The 19,428-nt window shown below is 41.9% G+C and carries 23 protein-coding genes and 1 pseudogene; 20 read left to right on the top strand and 4 right to left on the bottom strand.

Translation table 11 applies throughout. The features are described 5' to 3' along the window. Positions 1–62: 62 nt before the first annotated feature. The 6 genes from AC4E8A_RS14920 (at position 63) to AC4E8A_RS14895 (ending at position 5,136) form a co-directional block, all read left to right on the top strand. The gene (locus AC4E8A_RS14920) at positions 63–836 is read left to right on the top strand and encodes a class I SAM-dependent methyltransferase (RefSeq protein WP_490193983.1); all 774 of its coding nucleotides are present in this window, start codon (positions 63–65) and stop codon (positions 834–836) included. A 283-nt stretch (positions 837–1,119) separates the two neighbouring features. After that, positions 1,120–1,713, top strand: a complete 594-nt coding sequence (locus tag AC4E8A_RS14915) for a YpjP family protein (protein ID WP_490193981.1) — start codon at positions 1,120–1,122, stop codon at positions 1,711–1,713. Between the two features lie 215 nt (positions 1,714–1,928). Then, on the top strand, positions 1,929–2,630 hold the full coding sequence (locus AC4E8A_RS14910; protein ID WP_490193979.1) for an anthrax toxin lethal factor-related metalloendopeptidase: 702 nt from the start codon (positions 1,929–1,931) through the stop codon (positions 2,628–2,630). A 12-nt stretch (positions 2,631–2,642) separates the two neighbouring features. Beyond that, entirely contained in the window at positions 2,643–3,437 is a 795-nt protein-coding gene (locus tag AC4E8A_RS14905) for a thymidylate synthase (protein WP_490193977.1), read from the top strand. Next, positions 3,434–3,922, top strand: a complete 489-nt coding sequence (locus tag AC4E8A_RS14900) for a dihydrofolate reductase (RefSeq protein WP_490193975.1) — start codon at positions 3,434–3,436, stop codon at positions 3,920–3,922. Before AC4E8A_RS14905 ends, AC4E8A_RS14900 begins: the two co-directional genes overlap by 4 nt. Positions 3,923–4,815: 893 nt before the next feature. Beyond that, the gene (locus AC4E8A_RS14895; RefSeq protein ID WP_490193973.1) at positions 4,816–5,136 is read left to right on the top strand and encodes a DUF3243 domain-containing protein; all 321 of its coding nucleotides are present in this window, start codon (positions 4,816–4,818) and stop codon (positions 5,134–5,136) included. Positions 5,137–5,194: 58 nt separating this feature from the next. On the opposite strand, the gene trhA is transcribed toward AC4E8A_RS14895, so the two are convergent. Together trhA and AC4E8A_RS14885 are read right to left on the bottom strand one after the other, a co-directional pair. Further along, positions 5,195–5,827, bottom strand: a complete 633-nt coding sequence (trhA, locus tag AC4E8A_RS14890; RefSeq protein ID WP_490193971.1) for a PAQR family membrane homeostasis protein TrhA — start codon at positions 5,825–5,827, stop codon at positions 5,195–5,197. Positions 5,828–5,908: 81 nt separating this feature from the next. Beyond that, a complete protein-coding gene (locus tag AC4E8A_RS14885; RefSeq protein WP_490193969.1) occupies positions 5,909–6,142 on the bottom strand; it encodes a hypothetical protein in 234 nt (77 codons plus the stop codon). Between the two features lie 131 nt (positions 6,143–6,273). On the opposite strand from AC4E8A_RS14885, the gene AC4E8A_RS14880 reads away from it, so the two are divergent. Beyond that, positions 6,274–6,951 carry an SOS response-associated peptidase gene (locus AC4E8A_RS14880; RefSeq protein ID WP_490193967.1) on the top strand — a complete coding sequence of 226 codons (678 nt, stop codon included), beginning with the start codon at positions 6,274–6,276 and terminating at the stop codon, positions 6,949–6,951. Between the two features lie 93 nt (positions 6,952–7,044). After that, positions 7,045–7,293, top strand: a complete 249-nt coding sequence (locus AC4E8A_RS14875; protein ID WP_490193965.1) for a DUF2535 family protein — start codon at positions 7,045–7,047, stop codon at positions 7,291–7,293. A gap of 4 nt (positions 7,294–7,297) precedes the next feature. Here the strand turns inward: AC4E8A_RS14875 and AC4E8A_RS14870 are convergent, their stop codons facing one another. Next, positions 7,298–7,573 (bottom strand): hypothetical protein, encoded by a 276-nt coding sequence (locus AC4E8A_RS14870; RefSeq protein ID WP_490193963.1) that lies wholly within the window; start codon positions 7,571–7,573, stop codon positions 7,298–7,300. A 316-nt stretch (positions 7,574–7,889) separates the two neighbouring features. On the opposite strand from AC4E8A_RS14870, the gene AC4E8A_RS14865 reads away from it, so the two are divergent. The 4 genes from AC4E8A_RS14865 (at position 7,890) to AC4E8A_RS14850 (ending at position 11,900) form a co-directional block, all read left to right on the top strand. After that, positions 7,890–8,732, top strand: coding sequence for a DegV family protein (locus AC4E8A_RS14865; RefSeq protein WP_490193961.1), 843 nt, complete (start codon positions 7,890–7,892; stop codon positions 8,730–8,732). Between the two features lie 682 nt (positions 8,733–9,414). Further along, positions 9,415–10,392 carry a nucleoside hydrolase gene (locus tag AC4E8A_RS14860; RefSeq protein ID WP_490193959.1) on the top strand — a complete coding sequence of 326 codons (978 nt, stop codon included), beginning with the start codon at positions 9,415–9,417 and terminating at the stop codon, positions 10,390–10,392. A gap of 99 nt (positions 10,393–10,491) precedes the next feature. Beyond that, positions 10,492–11,319: an SGNH/GDSL hydrolase family protein gene (locus AC4E8A_RS14855; protein ID WP_490193957.1), complete on the top strand. Its 828-nt coding sequence runs from the start codon at positions 10,492–10,494 to the stop codon at positions 11,317–11,319. Positions 11,320–11,321: 2 nt separating this feature from the next. Beyond that, a complete protein-coding gene (locus tag AC4E8A_RS14850) occupies positions 11,322–11,900 on the top strand; it encodes a YpmS family protein (protein ID WP_490193955.1) in 579 nt (192 codons plus the stop codon). Positions 11,901–11,983: 83 nt separating this feature from the next. Here the strand turns inward: AC4E8A_RS14850 and AC4E8A_RS14845 are convergent, their stop codons facing one another. Beyond that, positions 11,984–12,721, bottom strand: a complete 738-nt coding sequence (locus AC4E8A_RS14845; RefSeq protein WP_490193953.1) for a DUF4397 domain-containing protein — start codon at positions 12,719–12,721, stop codon at positions 11,984–11,986. Between the two features lie 514 nt (positions 12,722–13,235). Here AC4E8A_RS14845 and rsgA point away from each other — a divergent pair. The 8 genes and pseudogenes from rsgA (at position 13,236) to AC4E8A_RS14805 (ending at position 19,156) form a co-directional block, all read left to right on the top strand. Then, entirely contained in the window at positions 13,236–14,276 is a 1,041-nt protein-coding gene (rsgA, locus tag AC4E8A_RS14840) for a ribosome small subunit-dependent GTPase A (protein ID WP_490193951.1), read from the top strand. A gap of 79 nt (positions 14,277–14,355) precedes the next feature. Then, positions 14,356–14,907 (top strand): peptide-methionine (S)-S-oxide reductase MsrA, encoded by a 552-nt coding sequence (gene msrA / locus AC4E8A_RS14835; protein WP_490193949.1) that lies wholly within the window; start codon positions 14,356–14,358, stop codon positions 14,905–14,907. Next, positions 14,904–15,332 carry a peptide-methionine (R)-S-oxide reductase MsrB gene (gene msrB / locus AC4E8A_RS14830; RefSeq protein WP_490193947.1) on the top strand — a complete coding sequence of 143 codons (429 nt, stop codon included), beginning with the start codon at positions 14,904–14,906 and terminating at the stop codon, positions 15,330–15,332. Before msrA ends, msrB begins: the two co-directional genes overlap by 4 nt. Positions 15,333–15,372: 40 nt before the next feature. Next, positions 15,373–15,873: a PTS sugar transporter subunit IIA gene (locus AC4E8A_RS14825; RefSeq protein WP_490193945.1), complete on the top strand. Its 501-nt coding sequence runs from the start codon at positions 15,373–15,375 to the stop codon at positions 15,871–15,873. A gap of 382 nt (positions 15,874–16,255) precedes the next feature. Further along, positions 16,256–16,348: pseudogene (locus tag AC4E8A_RS14820) on the top strand (YjcZ family sporulation protein); the annotation flags it as partial. A gap of 144 nt (positions 16,349–16,492) precedes the next feature. Next, on the top strand, positions 16,493–17,806 hold the full coding sequence (locus AC4E8A_RS14815; RefSeq protein ID WP_490193943.1) for an aspartate aminotransferase family protein: 1,314 nt from the start codon (positions 16,493–16,495) through the stop codon (positions 17,804–17,806). A gap of 19 nt (positions 17,807–17,825) precedes the next feature. Then, positions 17,826–18,512, top strand: a complete 687-nt coding sequence (locus AC4E8A_RS14810) for a 3-oxoacid CoA-transferase subunit A (RefSeq protein WP_490193941.1) — start codon at positions 17,826–17,828, stop codon at positions 18,510–18,512. After that, positions 18,497–19,156, top strand: coding sequence for a 3-oxoacid CoA-transferase subunit B (locus AC4E8A_RS14805; protein WP_490193939.1), 660 nt, complete (start codon positions 18,497–18,499; stop codon positions 19,154–19,156). Before AC4E8A_RS14810 ends, AC4E8A_RS14805 begins: the two co-directional genes overlap by 16 nt. Positions 19,157–19,428 lie beyond the last annotated feature (272 nt).

The raw sequence follows: 19,428 nt of genomic DNA, 5'->3' as shown, positions 1-19,428 counted from the left end.
AGACAGACTGATTAGATGTCACCCTGGACTTTCTTTTAGCTTAATCGGAGGGAGCCAGCAATTTGTTAGTAACCACAGCAGGCAGAACAAATCATGAAATGATTGAGAAAGCAAAAGCAATTGCCGAGGAATTGAAGCTGCCTTATATCCACCGGGAAAAAAGAACCGTTAAAGGATTAAGGGAACGTTACGCAGAAGATATTTTGGTCGTTGGCAAGGAACGGTTGGAATTGTTTTCTGTGGAGTCTGATGAGCCCTTTTTCTTTCATCCTAATTCTGCTTCCTTTCGTGTAAAGAGGATGTTGAAGGGTGGAAGAGATCCTTTTATTGAAGCTGCTGGATTGAAGCCAGGCATGAGCATTTTGGATTGTACAATGGGGATGGCATCCGACTGTATTGTTGCAAGCCACGCAGTCGGACAGCATGGCAAGGTAACAGGCATCGAAGCAAGCAAGGCAGTCTTCCATATCATTAAGAATGGTCTGGATACATGGGAATCAGGGGTTAAGGAAATCGATGCGGCAATGAGAAGGATTGAGGTTGTCTGCGAAACGGGACTGGATTTTTTAAGAAGGGTAAAGGATAACAGTTATGATGTCGTCTATTTTGATCCCATGTTTGGGGATCCAATCGAGTCATCTGCGGGAATCAACCCACTGCGGAAGTGGGCAGTTTACAAATCGATTGATGAAATAACAATTGAAGAAGCAAAGCGGGTGGCGAAGAAAAGAGTGATTTTAAAGGAGCATTTTAACTCGCGGCTATTCGAAGATTTGGGCTTCGAAGTAAACAGAAGGCCATCAGCTAAATTTCACTATGGTTCTGTGGAGATATAGAACTAACGGGATCCCCGTATTATACGTGATCCCGTTACTTGTTAAGTATTTTTGTTCAATCTGTAATGGTAAGGGAAACAAAATATAACAGCAAAAGCAAGAAGCCGATCGTAACCATTATTTCGACACTCATGATACTCCTCCTCTTTACAAGTTCTTTTAATATAGTACCATATTCCCCAATTAATATCCTTCATAAAATTTTCGAAACCTTTTTGACCTTTTAACCGTCTATATATGTATAATGGAAAAAGAGAGATACATAGAGAAAGGAAGATTCCTTATGTCTAACTGGATGAGGAAATCATTTGTCGTTCTGATATCGATCTTAACGTTCGGCTTGGTTACTCCTTCACAAGCATTTCTTAATGAAAATGAAAATCTAAATAAATCTGACAGCAAAGCACCTTCGAGCCTTCACAGCCTGACCGAGGTTACGGAGGCTGCAGAAGAAGCTGAAGTCGACCATGAAGTTTTCGTCCAGCAGATGCTGGATGAAGCAGAGAATCAGGCATACATTAAATTTGGGAGTAAAATCAAACCGGTGATAGAAGATGAATTTCAATCCATCATTCTGCCGAAAATTCAAGCAGCCATAGAAGAGACGACAAAGAAATTCAACGGAAACGAGCTTTCCTATCTAACGATTTCGGAAGTCCCGGATTATGCAAAAAGTGAGAAAATTTTCCATATCTATGATGAACGCAGCGGGGAGGATGTTATCCGTTTCCATGTCAGACGGGACCACCCTCCTTTGGATGGTTACTATTTTAATTTCCATTACCACACGAGCCATGATCATTTTCAGGAGCATCACAGCCTTGGGGATATCTATTGGGACAAAAATGTGCCTCCGCAGTGGAGTGGGCTTTCATAGAATACTAGTAACAAGGATGATGTTTATCCTTGTTTTTTTGTTTTCAAGTAAAAATTATTCTAAAATATTGATTTTAAGCTAAAAGCAACCAATTTAAATTGATTTTTCTAAAAACTTTCAGAATAATATTATTGTAATATATGTTATAATAGTTTCATAGAAGAAATGAACGGAAAAAACACTTGCCTCATGCAGCGGAAGGGGTGGCAGCCTGAATGTATCTGAAAATTTCATTACTCCTCACGGCTATCTGTGCGGGAGTCTTTTTTGTTTTGCAGCAAACTTCTGCTGATTATCCAGGTATATTGCTCAAAGATGCCCCGATAAATAAAGATCTTACATTACATTCTGATATTCTTGATGAAATAATATTACTGCCGGAAGATTCTTATGATGAGGATGAAGCCAGACTGATCATCTACAGATTAGACCACTTGCCGGCAAGTCTCCTGAAACAGGTGAAAGCGGAAGGAATAATGGTACGTCTATTTCAGGACAATTTAACAAATTTCCCCACGACCCAACACTTGAAAGGAGTCACTCCGAGAGGGTACACTAATACAGAAAGAACTTGGGATGAAGTCCCCGGAATAGGGGGTTCCCAACTCGTCTTGGTGAAAATCGGGCATAGCGAAAAAGGTGCCGGCCATGGGTCTGTAAACTTGGAACTCCACGAATTGGCCCACAGCATCGATAGATATATCCTGGATGAAATGTATTATAAAATGAAATTCACTGTTGTTTGGAAACAGGAATCTGAGATCCTCTTCCCAGGAGAAGACTATTTCCTGAAGTACAAAGAAGAGTACTTCGCCGAAACATTCGCCATGTACTACTTGAATTTGAAAACTAAAGAAGCATTAAAAGAAAAAGCGCCTGCCACACACCAATTTTTCGAAGAATTGGAATCTATGTAAAAGGGGAACGACATGAAACAATATCTTAAACTTTGTGAACATGTTCTGGAAAACGGGACAGAAAAAGGAGATCGTACCGGCACTGGCACGATCAGCACTTTCGGTTATCAAATGAGGTTCGACCTGAGCGAAGGGTTCCCGATGCTGACAACAAAGAAACTCCACTTGAAGTCGATCATCCATGAATTGCTGTGGTTTCTTGATGGAGATACAAATGTTAAATACCTTAAGGATAATGGTGTCCGCATTTGGAATGAATGGGCTGATGAAACAGGAGATTTAGGCCCTGTTTATGGTAAACAGTGGCGTTCCTGGCAAGGAGCTAACGGAGAAACGATCGACCAGATTTCCGAGTTGATTGAAAACATTAAGAAAAATCCTGATTCCAGAAGGCTGGTCGTCAATGCATGGAATGTAGGGGAAATTGAAAAAATGGCACTCCCTCCATGTCACTGTCTGTTCCAGTTCTACGTGGCAGACGGTAAATTATCGTGTCAACTTTACCAGCGCTCTGCCGATGTGTTCCTTGGTGTTCCATTCAATATCGCCTCTTATGCCTTATTGACGATGATGATTGCGAATGTCTGCGATCTTGAGCCTGGGGAGTTTGTTCATACATTTGGCGATGTACACATCTATCAAAATCATATGGAACAAATCAAACTTCAACTTACAAGAGAGCCTCGTCCCCTTCCTTCCATACACATTAATAAGGATGTGAAGGATATCTTTAGTTACAGCTTTGATGACTTTACACTGGAAGACTATGATCCCCATCCACATATCAAAGGAGTGGTAAGTATATGATTTCTTTTATTTGGGCAATGGATGAGAACGGTGTTATTGGACATGAGAACAAGCTTCCATGGAAAATTCCAGCTGATTTGAAGTTCTTTAAAGAAACGACGATGGGCCACCCGATAGTGATGGGAAGAAAGACGTTCGAATCCATTGGGAAACCGCTCCCCGGCAGGGAAAACATCGTTCTGACAAGGGATCTTTCTTATGAAGCTGATGGCTGTGTCGTTTATCATGAAATGGAGGAAGTACTGCATCATGCAGAGGAAACCGAAGTGGAGGTCATGGTGACTGGCGGGGCAGAGATATTCAAGAAATTCATCCCCTATGCTGACAAGTTGTACGTAACCCGGATCCATGAATCCTTTGAAGGCGATACGTACTTTCCTGAATTAAATTGGGATGAGTACGAACTGGTTTCCAAGAAACAAGGAGTACAAAACGAGCAAAATCCGTATCACTATGTTTTTGAAATATATGAGAAAAAAGCTTAAGTCTACAAAAATCGGCAGGCCGTTACGAGGGCACTGAAAAAGTCCAATAAAGATCTAAAAGGCAGAATCGCTCACTTAAAAGAGCGATTCTGCCTTTTTCACTTCAGGTTTCACGAATTAGTGTTGATTTCCGTTCCAGGTACGCGACTCCGCGGGGCGGGCGTTGAGCCTCCTCGGCTTCATAAAAAGCGGAAGCGGCCGTTCAGCGACGTACAGATTGGAAGGCTCCTGTATGAGATAAAGGAATCACAACGAACGAAGTGAGTTGATGATGACTTATCGGAAGGAGGGAGTCTGAAATCTGCTAGTCGTTGGCCGCTGAAGCTAGACGAGTCCCGCTAGTCCCGCAGGAGGTCGCGCACCTTCCACTCCAAACAACATTGAGAAAAAAGAACACTACCCGCTACTAAAGCCTTACTTTATAATAGAATTATCAAAATAAGTGGGTGGTTACCAGTGATTCAACAACAACAAACAATGATGTTCAGTAAGTATTAAGGGCTTTATGATATCGTCGTTCCTCAAGATAATATGTTAGTGGAGAATAAATGATTTAATCGACTTTTCCTTTATTCTCGAGGAGTTAAAAGATTTATTGTTTTGATAATGGACGGAATGCGATTGATCTTATCCACTGCCCCGCATTTGGCGGGCAAACAGGAAAAGGGGGGGCAATACCCCGCTCATGTACCAGTTCCCCAGATCGGGAATAATAATATGGTTCTACTCCTTAGGAATGGCCCCGCATTCATAAGCAAGGGAGTAAAAATGGTTTCTATATCTCAAAATGTTCATTTCCAAGTCACTGTCCTCAATGTGTTCCCAGTGGTTTAACCTCTTGGACACGGGGAATATAGACACTGTATCAATTAATCAAAAGGAGATGAGAGAGAATGGAACACAATACAAATGACAGCAAGATGGGGAACAAAGTGGATGATCGTCTTTCAAACATGTCAGAGGATAAAAAAGAAGACATTCTGTCCAACTTCGCAAGCTTCAAATCGTATTTAGGCGACAAGGTTGAAAAAGCAGATAAGTTAGGGCTGAATGAAGAACAAAAGGCAAGAGCAGCCCAAAAGGTCGGAGATTATCTGGCTAACCATGAAGAACCCAAGAACCGTGAAGAAAAACTGTTATATGAACTTTGGAAAGCAGGGGACAAAGAAGAGCAGCACATGCTTTCCCACATGCTTGTAAAACTCGTATCCTAATGAAACAAAAAAAGAAGCTCCTTGAGGACTGCACAGCCGTCCTCACCGGGCTTCTTTTTTATACATAAAACAATACACAGAAATACATGAAGGAGCTTCCGGCTAATACAAATACATGCCAAATGGCGTGGTTGAAGGGCAGCTTGTTCCAAACATAGAAGACAGCTCCGATGGAATAGAAGATCCCGCCTATCAGCAGCAGTGAAAATCCAGAAGGGCTCAAGATTTCATAAAGAGGCTTTATAGCAATAACAATCAGCCAGCCCATTAATAAATAGACGAGCGTTGATATGATTTGATATTTATCAACAAAGTAACATTTAAAGACAATGCCGGCTATCGCTAAAGCCCATATTATCCCGAAAATTATCCATCCTAAAGGTGTGCGAAAGCTGACTAACATAAAAGGTGTATAGGTTCCGGCAATGAGTAAGTAAATCGCTGAGTGATCGAGAATGGCAAACAGCTTTTTCAGTTTGGATGGCCTGCAGCTATGGAGCATCGTAGAGAATAAGTATAAGAGAAGCATGGATACACCGAAAATGGTATAGCTTACAATGTGCCAGGCAGTTCCTTTTTCTACTGCAGCCAAAATCAGCATCACGAGTGCAGGAATACTGAGGAGAAAACCGATTCCATGTGTGATGGCATTGGCAATTTCTTCTTTCCAATTTGTATAATCAAAGGCCAATCAATTGTACCTCCTTATTCATTCTTGTTTCATCATAATATGCCGGTCGAATTATGGCAAATAATAGAGAGTCAATGGAACTTATGATTCGTGGGAAAGTATTTCTTTTATCCATTCCAATCCCTGGGCATATTCAGTTTGGGAGCTGAAATGGACAGGATTGAAATGCGTCTTGTACCATGTGTGAAGTTCTTCCGCCGTATTGAATACCTCACCGCTTGTATCGCTTTTCCGTATGGTATAGATACCATTATCAGGATCGATTGTTATCAGGACAGGTAACTCACTATCCACAGCTTTCAGTTCATACTCCATTCGTCATACACTCCTCATGCATTAGTAGGTCTGCTCAGTAAATTCTTATATAATATGTGTTATATATATAAATAAATACAAATTGTACTTTGAGTGTGCTTAACGAATAGGAAGCAAGGGAGGCGGTTATTTTGTGTGGAAGATTTACTCTGACAGTGCCTTTTGAAGAGGTGAAGGAACAGTTCCTCATCGATGAAGTGGTAAATGAGTGGGAACCGCGGTTTAACGTGGCACCGTCCCAAATCGTATTATCATTGATCTCGAGCGGCGGAAAGAGAAAAGCCGGCCCCATTCAATGGGGGCTTGTTCCTTTCTGGGTTAAGGACGAGCGGACCTGGAAACCCCTTATTAATGCAAGAAGTGAATCATTAGACGAGAAAGCGAGTTTCAAACATCTCCTGAACAAACGGAGAACGGCCATATTGGCTGACAGCTTCTATGAATGGGAAAGAAAAGACGGAAAGAAACAACCACATCGTTTTATGTTAAAGAACAAAGAACCATTTGCTTTTGCAGGACTCTGGGATAGGAAGGAAAACGATGACTCATCAGTGGTTTCAGCTACAATCATAACAACAACAGCCAATGAGCTGGTAAGTCCGGTTCATGACCGTATGCCTGTCATTCTTAAGGGTGAGGATAGTATTAGTAAGTGGCTGTCAACTGGAGAGTATCGGTTCAGTGAGATAAAGCACTTGTTAAAACCGATTTCTGCTGAGGAAATGACAGTATATAAAGTTTCCGAAGAGGTCAATTCACCCAAAAATGATTTCCAATCTTGTGTAGAACCATTACAGAATTTGTCATAAGAAATTTAGAGAGGAGATAAAACAATTCAACCTTTTTAATCAGGATATAAGGTATAATAATATTATAAACGGGTGAAAAAGAGGATTGATATTTTGTTACTAAAAAGCCTTGAGTTCAAAAATTGTTATGGACAGAAGGTAAGGATCTCAGAGATTCCAGTTATGACCGAGGATAACCCGCTTTACTTTAAAGTCAGTAGAAGGCTTCAGCTTTTCATCTCGGAAGTTCATCGAAATCCAAAGAAAAAAGTGTTCAGTTTCCGCGACTATTTAAAAAAGAATTTAAAGTGGCCTGAATACCAAAGTATCTATCATACCGTGGAATTAAAAAATAATGCATAAGATGTTATGGGAAAGAAGCGCAGTCTGGAACTGCTGCTTCTTTTTTTATGGCTGTTTTCGCATATATTGGTGCTTTCGGAAAAATCCCAAAAGCCGGATTTTTCCCCTGCATCCTACGTTTTTCGCTCTGAACGATGAGAGAAGCTTTTTTCTCTCTTGTTAAACAGGGTTTTTTCTGGTTCATTACTCCACTATCTTTCGGAATGAATATCAGATAGCAACAAAGTTTACGAAAAGAGCCTTTTTTATAAGGCTTATCCATAAACAATGTTGTATTCAATATGTAGACGTATTCTATCGCCATGATTCACCAGGAACATCTTGAAAAGAAAGAGAAGAGAGCCCTCTTCCATTCAGGTAGAAGTCTAGTAAATAGGTGAAAATCAGGCCAATGGGATTTTTCCAGAAGCAGCAATCCATACCATTTATTTAAGAAGAAAGGTTTAAGGAGGGTGCAATCGTGTCATTTCTATGAATAAAAAGCGCCTTAATGCTCCAAATGAGTAAAAAGGAGGCAGACTGGTTCTTGAAAATATTTTAAAACGGTTGCATAACAAGGTATAATACAAGCATATGTGAAACAAGGATGTGTCGAAATGAAAGGAATTAAAATCGTAACAGACTCAACAGTCGATCTTTCAAAGGAAGAGATTGAAAAGTACGGAATTCACGTCGTGCCGCTCTCCATTTCCATTGAAGGGGAAACATTCCTAGACAGAGTCGATATAACCCCAAAAGTGTTTATGGAGAAAATGAAGAACTCCAATGAACTTCCTAAAAGTTCTCAGCCTCCGGCAGGGGAGTTTGCTAAGTTGTATGATGAATTGGGCAGCGATGGAAGCACAGTGCTTTCTATACACATGACCGGCAATATGAGCGGGACGGTTAGGTCGGCTGAAAGTGCTGCTGAAATGAGCTCATCAAATGTACTAGTAATTGACTCCAGGTTTATATCAAAAGCTCTTGCATTCCAAGTTATCGAGGCTGCAAAAATGGCTGCAGAGGGAAAGGGCCTTGAAGAGATCCTCACAAGGCTGGAACACATCAGAAGTGAAACCAATCTGTTCGTAGTCGTTGACACACTCGAGAATTTGGTTAAAGGCGGAAGAATCGGGAAGGGCAGAGCCTTAATCGGATCGCTTCTCAATATTAAACCGATCGCTTCATTGGATGGTGGAGAGTATACACCGGTTACAAAGGTAAGGAGCCATTCTCAAGTGGTCAAATACCTGGCTGCACAATTTGTGGAAGATGTGAAGGGGAAAACAATCCGGGGAGTCGGCTTGGTGCATGCTGACGGAATGGATCTTGCACAGAAATTACGGAGCAGGCTCATTGAATTAACAGGGTATGATGCGATCGAAATAGTGGACACGACGCCGATTATCAGTACTCATACAGGAGCAGGGGCTATCGGGTTCATGTATTACACGGAATAAAGATAAAAGGAAGGGTCCGTCAAGGCGGCCACTTCCTTTTTACATTGATTTCCTATAGGCGTAAGTGGCGGAGTGGTATTTTGCATCTTTCTTTGTGCTGATCATTCATTATTTTCCATAAAACAACATTGTGTGGGCCAAAATTATACCGAAGGACCTTGTTATCCTCGATTCATGGATGATACATCCAGAATAGAAAGAGCTGCTCTTCCGGTTGGGCAAAAGAACCCCTGGTACCCTGTGAAAAATCATGATTTGTGATTTTTAATAATCCATGCGAAAAAACAGCCTTCTGAATGGTGAAAATACCAGTGGTCTTTTTTATATGAGTTGTGCGTTATTTTTCGAAATACGTCCCAAATAGCGACAAAAGGCTTAGAAAAAAGGTGGAGATGTTCCCCGCAAGGAGTTTCTTCTTAAATCACTATCTGATGATTGCTAAGTGGAATTTTTTTCCTTGTAACTGGAGCCAGTTATGAATAACCTAAGCACTGCCAGACTAACAATATATAAAGCTATCCCTTTTTGCACAAATATCACTCCCTCCCTTTTCTTACTGTTAATATCAAAGTTGATTTTGGCTATAGAGGGGATGGGAATAGTTAATTGTTCAATAGTTTTCCAGCATATGGAGAATCAAAATAAAGGTATTGATATATTTAAATGTTGGGAGTGTTATGGAATGCCGGGAAAAAAGGTACTGCTGTTTTCAGATTTTGGGGTGGATGACGTGATCGCCCTTCTCTACGCTTATTACACGGAAGAAATTGAGATAGTGGGAGTGGTGGCAGACTATGGGAATGTTTCCAAGGAGTCTGCGTTAAAGAATGTGGAATATCTGCAGCGATTGACCGGGGAAATAAGACCGGTTATCGGAGGTGCGGTCTCTCCCTTAACTGGAGAATTGCCGCAGCATTTTCCGGAGATACATGGGGTTGCCGGTCTGGGTCCCATTGTTCCTGACAATTATTCAGCAAGCGAGACCTTGCTGGAAAACTTTTTTGAGGTCAGGGAAATCATCACCAAGTATCAGCATGATATCACAATCTTTAGTGCTGGCAGGCTTACTTCTTTAGCGACAGCTTTTATCCTGTATCCGGAAACAATGAAGCTTGTGAAAGATTTTTATCTTATGGGCGGTGCATTTGGTGTTCCCGGGAATATTACTCCTGCAGCGGAAGCGAATATTTACGGTGACCCTTTTGCGGCTAATATTGTTCTGCAGCTTTCACCCAAACCTGTTTACATCGTTCCTCTGGATGTAACCAAGTATGCGATCTTTACCCCTCAAATGATTAATGATCTCGACCGATATTTTAAGCAAACAGGTGATAAAGCGGGAACGATCATTAAGCCGCTGGTTGACTATTACCAAAAATTTTACAAGAAAACCTATCCGGCAATTACCGGTAGTCCGCTGCATGACCTTCTTGCAATCTGGGCTCTGAAACCCGATGCGGGTATGGAGTTCGTTCAAGTACCAGTGAAAATTGAAGTGCACATTGGAACGGCATTCGGGCAGAGTACAGGGGATTTCAGGGAAAGCAGTGAAAAAGAAGACTGGCAAATTCACAATGTTGCTGTCAACTTTGATTATCGAAACTTTATTGAAGATGTTTTCCAAGCGTTTAAAAATCCTCCAAAACGTCAAGAATTATAGCTAGTCACAAGGGGACTCCTCTTGTTAAAAAGTGAAAAGAACAGATTTCAATTTGCTCTCATGATATAATAATAGTAAATATGAGAGGAGAATGTTCTAATGAAAAAAATGCTCTTCTCTCTCTTTTCAATCATATTTCTCACCTCTGGTTGTTCTGGTTCTGAGTTTGAAGCACATCCTCAATTGACCCGCACGCTGATGGAAAAAGAACAGCCTCCTGCTGATTTCATTCCCAAAAACCTGAAAATTGTTTCAATAGGAGATTCATTGACACAGGGTGTAGGTGATAGTACAAAGAGCGGAGGCTATGTCCCTTATTTGAAGGAAAGTCTTGAGAATCTTGATTCTGTCAGGGAGGCCGAGTTCTCCAATTATGGTGTTAGAGGGAATCGGACTGATCAGTTATTAAAACGAATGGAGAATGATGATATTAGAGAAGCGATTGGTGAATCGGACCTTGTGTTCATCACGATTGGCGGAAATGATGTCATGAAGGTCTTCAAGGAAAATATTTATGATTTAAATCTGGCAGTATTCAATCATGAAATGGATAAATACGGGGACCGCCTCTCCGGACTTTTAGATCTCATCCGATCATATAATCCGCATACAGGTATTGTATTAATAGGAATATATAATCCTTTTAACACATGGTTTTCTGAGATAAAAGAGGTAGATCAAATTATTTTGAATTGGAACAAACTGAGCGAGGATGTTCTAGCAGGATATGACCAAGCTGCCTTTATAACCATAAATGACATATTTATCGAAGGCAAAGAAAACCTCCTTTTTGAGGAAGATTATTTTCATCCCAATGATGAAGGTTATGAACTAATGGCAAAAAGGATGTTTGAGGAGCTGACAGAACGGGAAACGTTAGCAGAGTTAACTCAAAGTGAATTTATTGTCAGAGAAGAGGGGCTGTAATAATGAGAAACAAATGGAAAACAGGCTTTTTCACTCTTCTTGGACTTAACATTTTGGTGCTTCTGTTTGCGGCCGTTTTGTTGATGATCCCAATTGAAGATGAAGAACTGCCTGAAGATGATCTTGAGGAGAGAGAAAATGTAGCCTTTCAGATAAGAGCGACCAAGGCTGATTTAAATCAAATGATTGATCATTATATTGAAGAAGAGGGATTTAAAGGTCCCGTTGACTACTCGGTAGTCTTGAATGATAATGTCGAACTAAATGGGTCTGTCCCAGTCTTTACCAGTGAAATCAATTTCAAGATGACTTTTGAAGCAAAGGCACTTGATAACGGGGATTTGCTTCTAAAGCAAAATTCCATTTCGGTTGGGGCTTTGAAGCTTCCTGTTTCGCATGTATTAAAAATTATAAGGGATTCTTACAATTTTCCTGAATGGGTCAAAATCCAGCCCAATGATGAACTGATCTATGTGTCCCTGCAAAACTTGGAAATGAAAAGTGACTTGCAGGTCCGGGCAGAGACATTTGATCTGAAAAACGATGATATCGTTTTCGATATGCTGGTCCCCGTTCAATGAAAAAGTGGATGTAAAATTGAAAACCTGTCCCGCAATTGTCTTATGGACAATTGGGTAGACAGGTTTTTGTCTTTTTTAAAGGTTCAACCCTTTACCAAAAGAGCTTCCAGTTCAGGGGTTTCATTCAGCAGACCAACCGCAAAGATGGTATATACCTGGTTTGGTTTAAGGGTCACGTTCGGTACCGGCAGGACGGCATCCTTTGTACCGGCAGCTCTCACTTCAAGATTAACTGTCATTGGAGTAAGTCCAAGATACTCAGTTGCCTGTTTAAAGGAAACTTTAGGAAAGATGACATCGCCTTTTGTTACAGCAATATCTACAGCTGGAGCATTGGGCGCTAAGTGGATGAATCTTACTTTCGTTTCTCCGGATGGTATGAATGGATCGGTAACAAAAGGCAGAAGCTGGAGCTTGCTGCCTTTTCCTGCGGCAGCAAGGGTATAGACCTTTCCTTCTTCGACCGTTACTTTCTTGCTGATGATTGTACTCACACTCGTACCTGCCGGGTAGATATCGATATGATAGGATCCCGCGGGCAGCGGCATGAATCCACTTATATCCTTGAACGCTATATCACTCAATATTTTATTCCCATTAACATAAACGTCTACATCTGGTGCGTTAGGGACAGCGTGAAGGACACGGACCTGCGCTGGCTGATCCTGGAGTCGTATTCCCGGGCTATGGATGGCTTTATTCATATACTTTAAGTGTTTTTGATAATAATGGATGTGCAGGCGTGGATCAGAGTACTTATAGTACATAGATAGTAAATCGTACATTCCAGCTTTTTGAAGATGGGCATCTCTGTGAGTCATACATCTCTCTCCTATATTTGAATTTTCTCCAATACACTATGCTCAGAGGAAGAAAATGGTGAAAACACCTAGTTAAAAGGAAAGAATTAGCGGCTCCCTCAGAGTGTTTCGGTTGCATCCAGCTTGGCTAAGGTAAAGGAAAACCTAAAGTGAGCAAGCACAGAGAATCACTATGGTTGAAAATGGGGGTGCGGGAGCCAGGCTTTATTGTCTTTGCTATTTAAAAATTTTCATTTGATAAAAAAAACTATTGCAACTAGTGGAAAAGTAATCCATACTATACTTAACAATAAAGAAAGCAGGTGATGTGTTATGAGTAAATCAATAGTCTATTTTGTTGCAGTTTCTTGTGACACGGCCAGTTTTCAATGTGCGGATATATCTTATTAACCAGTTGAAGTAGAATGCTCTACTGTTTTCTTTGATATGCATAATGAACCATGGCCGTGTCAGGTGCCATGGTTTTTTTGTATACAATTTTCAGGGACACCTGAATGAATGAGGAGGAAACAGTTTGAACGAACTACAAACTATTTTTCAAGAAAAAATCAATGATTTGAATGACTTTGCCCTTGAGGTTGGAAGGGTGATCTCTCAGCAAAAAGGAATATATACCCTTTTATCCTTGCAGGGGGAGTTTCATGCAAAGTTGACAGGAAAGTTTTATTATCAAACTCATACTACTGAAGAATTACCGGCAGTGGGTGATTGGGTGACATTCAAGCCATTGGACAATAAACAAGCCATGATTGAGAACCTGATGCCACGCACTAGTAAATTTTCAAGGAAAAAAGCCGGGGATGAGGCAGAGGAGCAGATTATCGCCGCCAATATCGACTATCTATTCATTGTTTCATCTTTGAATGGGGACCTGAACTTGAACAGGCTGGAACGATATCTCCTTCTTTGCTGGGAAAGCGGGGCAAGTCCAGTCATCATCCTTAGCAAAGCTGATTTATCTGCTGATCTGGAGGAAAAAGTATCTGAAGTACAATCAGTGGCATTGGGAGTGCCTATCTTTCCGGTCTCATCGTTTGAACAAAGCGGGATGGACGCACTGAGTCAATATCTGACTAAAGGAAAAACTGTCGCATTAGTGGGATCATCAGGCGTTGGGAAGTCGACCCTCCTAAATACCTTGATGGGCAGGAATGTTCAGACAGTTAACGAAATCCGGGAGAAGGACAGCAAGGGTAAGCATACGACCACCTATCGGGAGATGTTCCTTCTTGAAAACGGTGCCTTCATAATTGATACACCTGGCATGAGAGAACTTCAGATATGGGAAGGAAACGAAGGGGTATCAACTCAGTTCAAAGATATTGAAGAATATGCTGAGAAATGCAGGTTCAGGGATTGCCAGCATGAAGATGAACCCGGCTGTGCGATCAGGGAGGCAATTGGTCAAGGAACATTATCAGCGGAAAGATATACGAGATATCAAAAGCTGTTAAGGGAAATTGAATACTCCAAGAGAAGAGCCGACAAACGGCTTCAATCATTGGAAAGGAAAAAGTGGAAAAAGATTGGCCAAAACAGGTCGAGCCGTAAATAATCTTATTCTTTTACCTATCTCCAAAATCACGTTAGAATTATTCAATAAAGGGAATATTGATATGGAGAAATAAGAAAGGATGAGAGTATTGAAGGAGACCCCTGAGTCAAGGAAAGCGACATTTGCCGGCGGCTGTTTTTGGTGCATGGTGCAGCCTTTTGATGAAATGCCGGGAATTATTAAAGTGGTTTCCGGCTATACCGGCGGCCATAAAGAGAATCCGACCTATCGGGAGGTGTGCTCTGAAACGACCGGACACTATGAAGCGGTCCAAATCACCTATGATCCAGTAACGTTTCCTTACGAGAAACTGCTTGAGCTATTTTGGCAGCAAATAGACCCCACAGATCCGGGAGGACAGTTCTTTGATAGGGGAGAGTCCTATACGACCGCTATCTTCTATCATGATGAAGATCAACGGCTTGCGGCAGAAAAATCCAAGGAAGCCCTTGAGAAAAGCGGCAAATTTTCAAAACCCATTGTGACGAAGATCCTGCCTGCAAAAGAATTTTATGAAGCTGAGGACTATCATCAGCATTATTATAAAAAGAACCCATCCCATTATCAAAGGTACAGTCTAGGTTCAGGAAGAAAGGCATATATTCAGGAGCATTGGGGGAAGAAGCAATGAAGAGAAAAGAAGATGTGAAAAAAGAATTGACACCGATGCAATATGAAGTAACCCAAAACAACGGAACGGAGCCGCCGTTCAAAAACGAATATTGGGACGAATTTGGTGATGGAATTTATGTGGATATCGTCTCCGGAGAGCCTTTATTCAGCAGTAAGGATAAATACGATGCAGGCTGCGGATGGCCAAGCTTTACAAAGCCTATAACTCAGGAAGAAGTCGAGGAAAAAATGGATTACAGCCATTTCATGGTCAGGAAAGAAGTCAGAAGCAAATCCGGCAATTCACACCTTGGGCATGTTTTCGATGATGGCCCTGGTCCATCGCAGCTTCGATACTGTATTAATTCAGCCGCGCTTAGATTCATTCCAAAAGAAGACCTTGAAAAAGAAGGATACAGCAAATATAATAAACTCTTTGAATGACTAAGTACAATCTAGTATTGATGAAGAAAGGCTGAGTGTAATGCTAAAAAAACTATTTGGTAAAAAAGAAGAAACACCTGCTTCCATTAATGTCCATTCTCCGCTCAGCGGAAAAATGCTGAGTCTTGATGAAGTACCGGACCCTGTCTTCTCTCAGAAGATGATGGGGGACGGAATTGCCATTGACCCCGCTGAAGGGAAAGTGGTTTCTCCAGTAGACGGGGAAATTGTCCAGGTCTTCCCGACAAAACATGCTGTTGGAATCAAAGCGAAAAACGGAGCAGAACTGTTGATCCATATCGGTCTGGAAACGGTGTCACTAAACGGTGAGGGATTTGAAGCACATGTTTCTGAAGGGAAGAAAGTGAAGGCAGGAGATCCCCTCGTAACATTTGACATGGACCTCGTAAAAGAAAAAGCAAAGAGCACCATCACTCCCGTCATTCTTACCAATGGCGATGACTTTAGGGAGATTGAAAAAGAAGAAGCAGGGGTCGTAACGGCTGGCCAAAGCCAGGTCATGACCATATCGGTTAAATGAAAAAAGAGCTGAGAATTCAGCTCTTTTTTCATTGGGCTCTTGCCCCTTGCATGAACCCACCAAGCTCACGAAAATACTTTAACTTGAGGCTAAGGCCAATACCTCACGAGGAAGTCTAAAGGACTCCAATGTGAAACTGTACATATTATCATGAAAGCTTTCGATTTATCTACCTCTAGAAGCACACAATGCTTTTTCATTTTGGTAAGGCAAAGGCAGTGCATGAACCACCACTCACTCCCGCCTATTTTGGGCAGAGACATAAACAAATTAGGCGGTTGATACATACAGTATGGAGAAACAGAAAAAACGAGGAGTGATATGAATGCATTACGGTTATGACGATTGTTGTTACTATGCTTATCCTGCCGCACCAGTTGGTGGTGCAGGCTATAATGGCGGGTTTGCGTTGATAGTTGTGTTGTTTATCCTGTTAATCATCATCGGAGCAGTTTGCTATGCTCCTAAATGTTAATTTAAAATCATAAGTTGCTGTACAGTAAAAAGGCCGATGAAAATCGGTCTTTTTTCATGATCTTCCTTTCTTCAAGAAAGATTCGCTTAAATTTACATAAGTATTAGTAAGAGTAAAACTCCACTTAGATCAGGAGGGGGTAGTGTGCCTCATTCTCACTTAATCAAGCCGATGCTTCTGGAACAGTATCCTGAAATTGATTACGGCAAAGGTGTATTTTTGTATGACAAGGCAGGGGTTGAATATTTAGATGCCTGTTCCGGCGCTGTGACGGCCAATATTGGTCATGGCATTGAAGAGATATTGCAGGCCATTTACAGACAGGGCCGGCAGGTGTCGTTTGTCTACCGTTCTCAATTCACGAACAGACCCAGTGAAGAACTTGCTGACATGCTTTCCGATGAGACTGGTCTGGAATGGTGTTTTCTCGTTAACAGCGGTTCTGAGGCAGTTGAAACGGCAGTGAAAATTGCTATCCAGCATTGGCAGGAAAAAGGGAGGCCGGCGAAACGGAGAGTTCTATCACGCTGGTTGAGTTACCATGGAATCACGTTTGGGGCATTATCAGCCTCAGGGCATCCTGTAAGGAGAGAGAGGTTTGATTCATTTGTCGGAGACTGGCCGGCAGTTGAACCTCCCTATTGCTACAGATGCCCATTTGGCAAAACATATCCTGAATGCAATGTCCACTGTGCCAGACAGCTTGAAACTGTTGTTAGAAGGATAGGGGAGGGTAACATTGCTGCATTCATTGCTGAGCCAGTCATCGGGGCAGCGGGAGGAGCAATTGATGCTCCGCAAGAATACTTTCAAATCATCAAGGAAATCTGTGAAAGGTATGAAATTCTGTTGATTTCAGATGAAGTCATGACAGGATGTGGAAGAACAGGGGCTTTCCTGGCATTGAATCATTGGGGTGTCCAGGCCGATATCGCTGTTCTTGGAAAAGGATTGAGTGCAGGGTATGCTCCCATTGCCGCAACGCTCATCTCCCAAAAAGTGATGGAGCCGATCATGGAAGGAACCCAGGTAATTATGAGTGGACACACCTTCAGTGGAAACCCGTTATCCAGTGCTGCTGCACTTGCTGTCCTTAAGCTTATCAAATCAGAAAAATTGATTGAAGGGGTAGGTGAAAAAGGGACATACCTGAGAGCCAAGCTGAACGAATTAAAGAAGAATTTCACCTTTATTGGCGATGTGCGCGGAAAAGGCTTGATGATAGGGGTGGAGTTTACAGGAGAATTGAAGGGAAAAACGATCGACTCCTCCTTTACCTCTTTGGTAGTGGACGTAGCAAAAAAGGAAGGTCTCCTTCTTTACCCTGCTGCAGCAGGACTGGATGGAAGGAGCGGATCTGCGATTATAATTGCGCCGCCGCTTACAACTACTGCTGCTGAGCTTAATGAACTGATTGTTCGGCTGGAAAAAACCTTTGAAGTTCTAACGGGGATATGAAACGAAGGAAGGGAAGATAATGGGGGTACAAAAGGTCAGCAGTTACGAAGAGGTGAAATCATTTTTCTATGACGGTATGACGTTGATGTTTGGAGGGTTTGGGGGAGTTGGTTCGCCTCCTACCCTTATCCGCCGCCTTCTTCAATGGGGAGTGAAAGATCTGACATTGATCGGAAATGACACAGGGTTCCCTTCAATCGGGATTGGACAGCTTATTGCAGAAGGCAGGGCAGTCAAAGTGATTGCCTCCCATATAGGAAGCAATCCTGTCGCCGGGCACATGATGAGCAAAGGTGAGCTTGAAGTTGAATTTTCTCCCCAAGGAATACTGGCAGAAAGAATCAGGTCGGGAGGAAGCGGGCTGAAAGGGATCATTACAGATATAGGGCTTGAAGATCCCTACTTGAATAAGGGAAAAACAAAGCTTGAACTGAATGGAGTAACATATCTGGTTGAAACAGCACTTACAGCAGAAGTGGGGATCATTTATGCTAAAAAGGCGGACACACACGGCAACCTCATATATGATAAAAGTGCCCGGAATACCAACCCGCTAGTCGCCATGGCAGCAGATGTCACGATTGTCGAGGCTGAGGAAATTGTGAAGCCGGGAAGTCTGCAGCCCGAAGAAATCATAACTCCAGGCGTTTTCGTGGATAAAATCGTTCTCTCAGAAGGAGTTGATTGGAAGTGGGCTTGGGAGTAGCAGAAAAAAACAAAATGGCGGCCAGAGCAGCGGCAGAAATAACAGAAGGGATGGTTGTCAATTTAGGAATCGGAATCCCTTCACTTGTTCCGAACCATTTAAAGGGACTTCCAGATATCATCTTCCATGCAGAGAACGGCATCATGGGGATTGGCAAGTCTCCGGTTGAAGGAAAAGAGGATGCAAATCTATGCAACGCTGGAGGGTTCCCTGTAACACTGGAAACCGGTGGTTGTTATTTTGACAGTTCGATTGCCTTCAGCATCATCAGAAGAGGGCTGCTCGACCTTACCATCCTTGGTGCATTGGAAGTCAGTGAAAAAGGAGACCTTGCCAACTGGATTATCCCAGGGAAGAAAGTGCCTGGGATGGGAGGGGCAACTGAGTTGGCCATGAAAACAAAAAAGGTGATTGTCGTCATGGCTCAATCCGATAAATATGGAAAAAGCAAAATAGTAAAGAAATGCAGCCTTCCCCTGACTGCAAAAACCTGTGTGGACATCATCATTACCGATATGGGAGTCTATAATATTACGAATAAAGGTCTGAAACTAACAGAAATTTTCAGCCCTTATACACTGGATGATCTCAAGAAAAATACAGAAGCAGGATTTGAAATCTCAGAAACCATTAAAATCATTTAGAACTGTTGGTTGTAAATTGAAGTTGTTCTTATCAATTGGTGATTTCGTAACCTTTGTTGTTATTTAATAACGGCAATAAATATCGCCCTATTTCACCAGAACCATCTCAAAAAGTAAGAAAGAAAGCGCTGCTCTTCCATTCAGGTGGAAATGGCCAAGTATCCATGGGATTTTTCCAGAAACAATTGTCTTTCAATAATGAGTCGTGTTAGGCAGTGGGGTTGGAGGAGCGCAAATTTTTGCAGAGCTAGGAGATAGATGGCATCCGTAAA

It is taken from the genome of Bacillus sp. SRL337 (genome assembly GCF_984799155.1).
The sequence above is the reverse complement of the archived record's forward strand: the minus strand, read 5'-3'. Positions and strand labels throughout refer to the sequence as shown.

Excerpts from the sequence above, each read along its gene's own strand:
- AC4E8A_RS14915 (WP_490193981.1), top strand. The coding sequence starts at position 1,120 with ATGTCTAACTGGATGAGGAAATCATTTGTCGTTCTGATATCGATCTTA.
- AC4E8A_RS14910 (WP_490193979.1), top strand. The coding sequence starts at position 1,929 with ATGTATCTGAAAATTTCATTACTCCTCACGGCTATCTGTGCGGGAGTC.
- AC4E8A_RS14905 (WP_490193977.1), top strand. The coding sequence starts at position 2,643 with ATGAAACAATATCTTAAACTTTGTGAACATGTTCTGGAAAACGGGACA.
- AC4E8A_RS14900 (WP_490193975.1), top strand. The coding sequence starts at position 3,434 with ATGATTTCTTTTATTTGGGCAATGGATGAGAACGGTGTTATTGGACAT.
- AC4E8A_RS14895 (WP_490193973.1), top strand. The coding sequence starts at position 4,816 with ATGGAACACAATACAAATGACAGCAAGATGGGGAACAAAGTGGATGAT.
- AC4E8A_RS14885 (WP_490193969.1), bottom strand. The coding sequence starts at position 6,142 with ATGGAGTATGAACTGAAAGCTGTGGATAGTGAGTTACCTGTCCTGATA.
- AC4E8A_RS14865 (WP_490193961.1), top strand. The coding sequence starts at position 7,890 with ATGAAAGGAATTAAAATCGTAACAGACTCAACAGTCGATCTTTCAAAG.
- AC4E8A_RS14860 (WP_490193959.1), top strand. The coding sequence starts at position 9,415 with ATGCCGGGAAAAAAGGTACTGCTGTTTTCAGATTTTGGGGTGGATGAC.
- AC4E8A_RS14855 (WP_490193957.1), top strand. The coding sequence starts at position 10,492 with ATGAAAAAAATGCTCTTCTCTCTCTTTTCAATCATATTTCTCACCTCT.
- AC4E8A_RS14850 (WP_490193955.1), top strand. The coding sequence starts at position 11,322 with ATGAGAAACAAATGGAAAACAGGCTTTTTCACTCTTCTTGGACTTAAC.
- AC4E8A_RS14845 (WP_490193953.1), bottom strand. The coding sequence starts at position 12,721 with ATGACTCACAGAGATGCCCATCTTCAAAAAGCTGGAATGTACGATTTA.
- msrA (WP_490193949.1), top strand. The coding sequence starts at position 14,356 with ATGAGAGTATTGAAGGAGACCCCTGAGTCAAGGAAAGCGACATTTGCC.
- msrB (WP_490193947.1), top strand. The coding sequence starts at position 14,904 with ATGAAGAGAAAAGAAGATGTGAAAAAAGAATTGACACCGATGCAATAT.
- AC4E8A_RS14825 (WP_490193945.1), top strand. The coding sequence starts at position 15,373 with ATGCTAAAAAAACTATTTGGTAAAAAAGAAGAAACACCTGCTTCCATT.
- AC4E8A_RS14810 (WP_490193941.1), top strand. The coding sequence starts at position 17,826 with ATGGGGGTACAAAAGGTCAGCAGTTACGAAGAGGTGAAATCATTTTTC.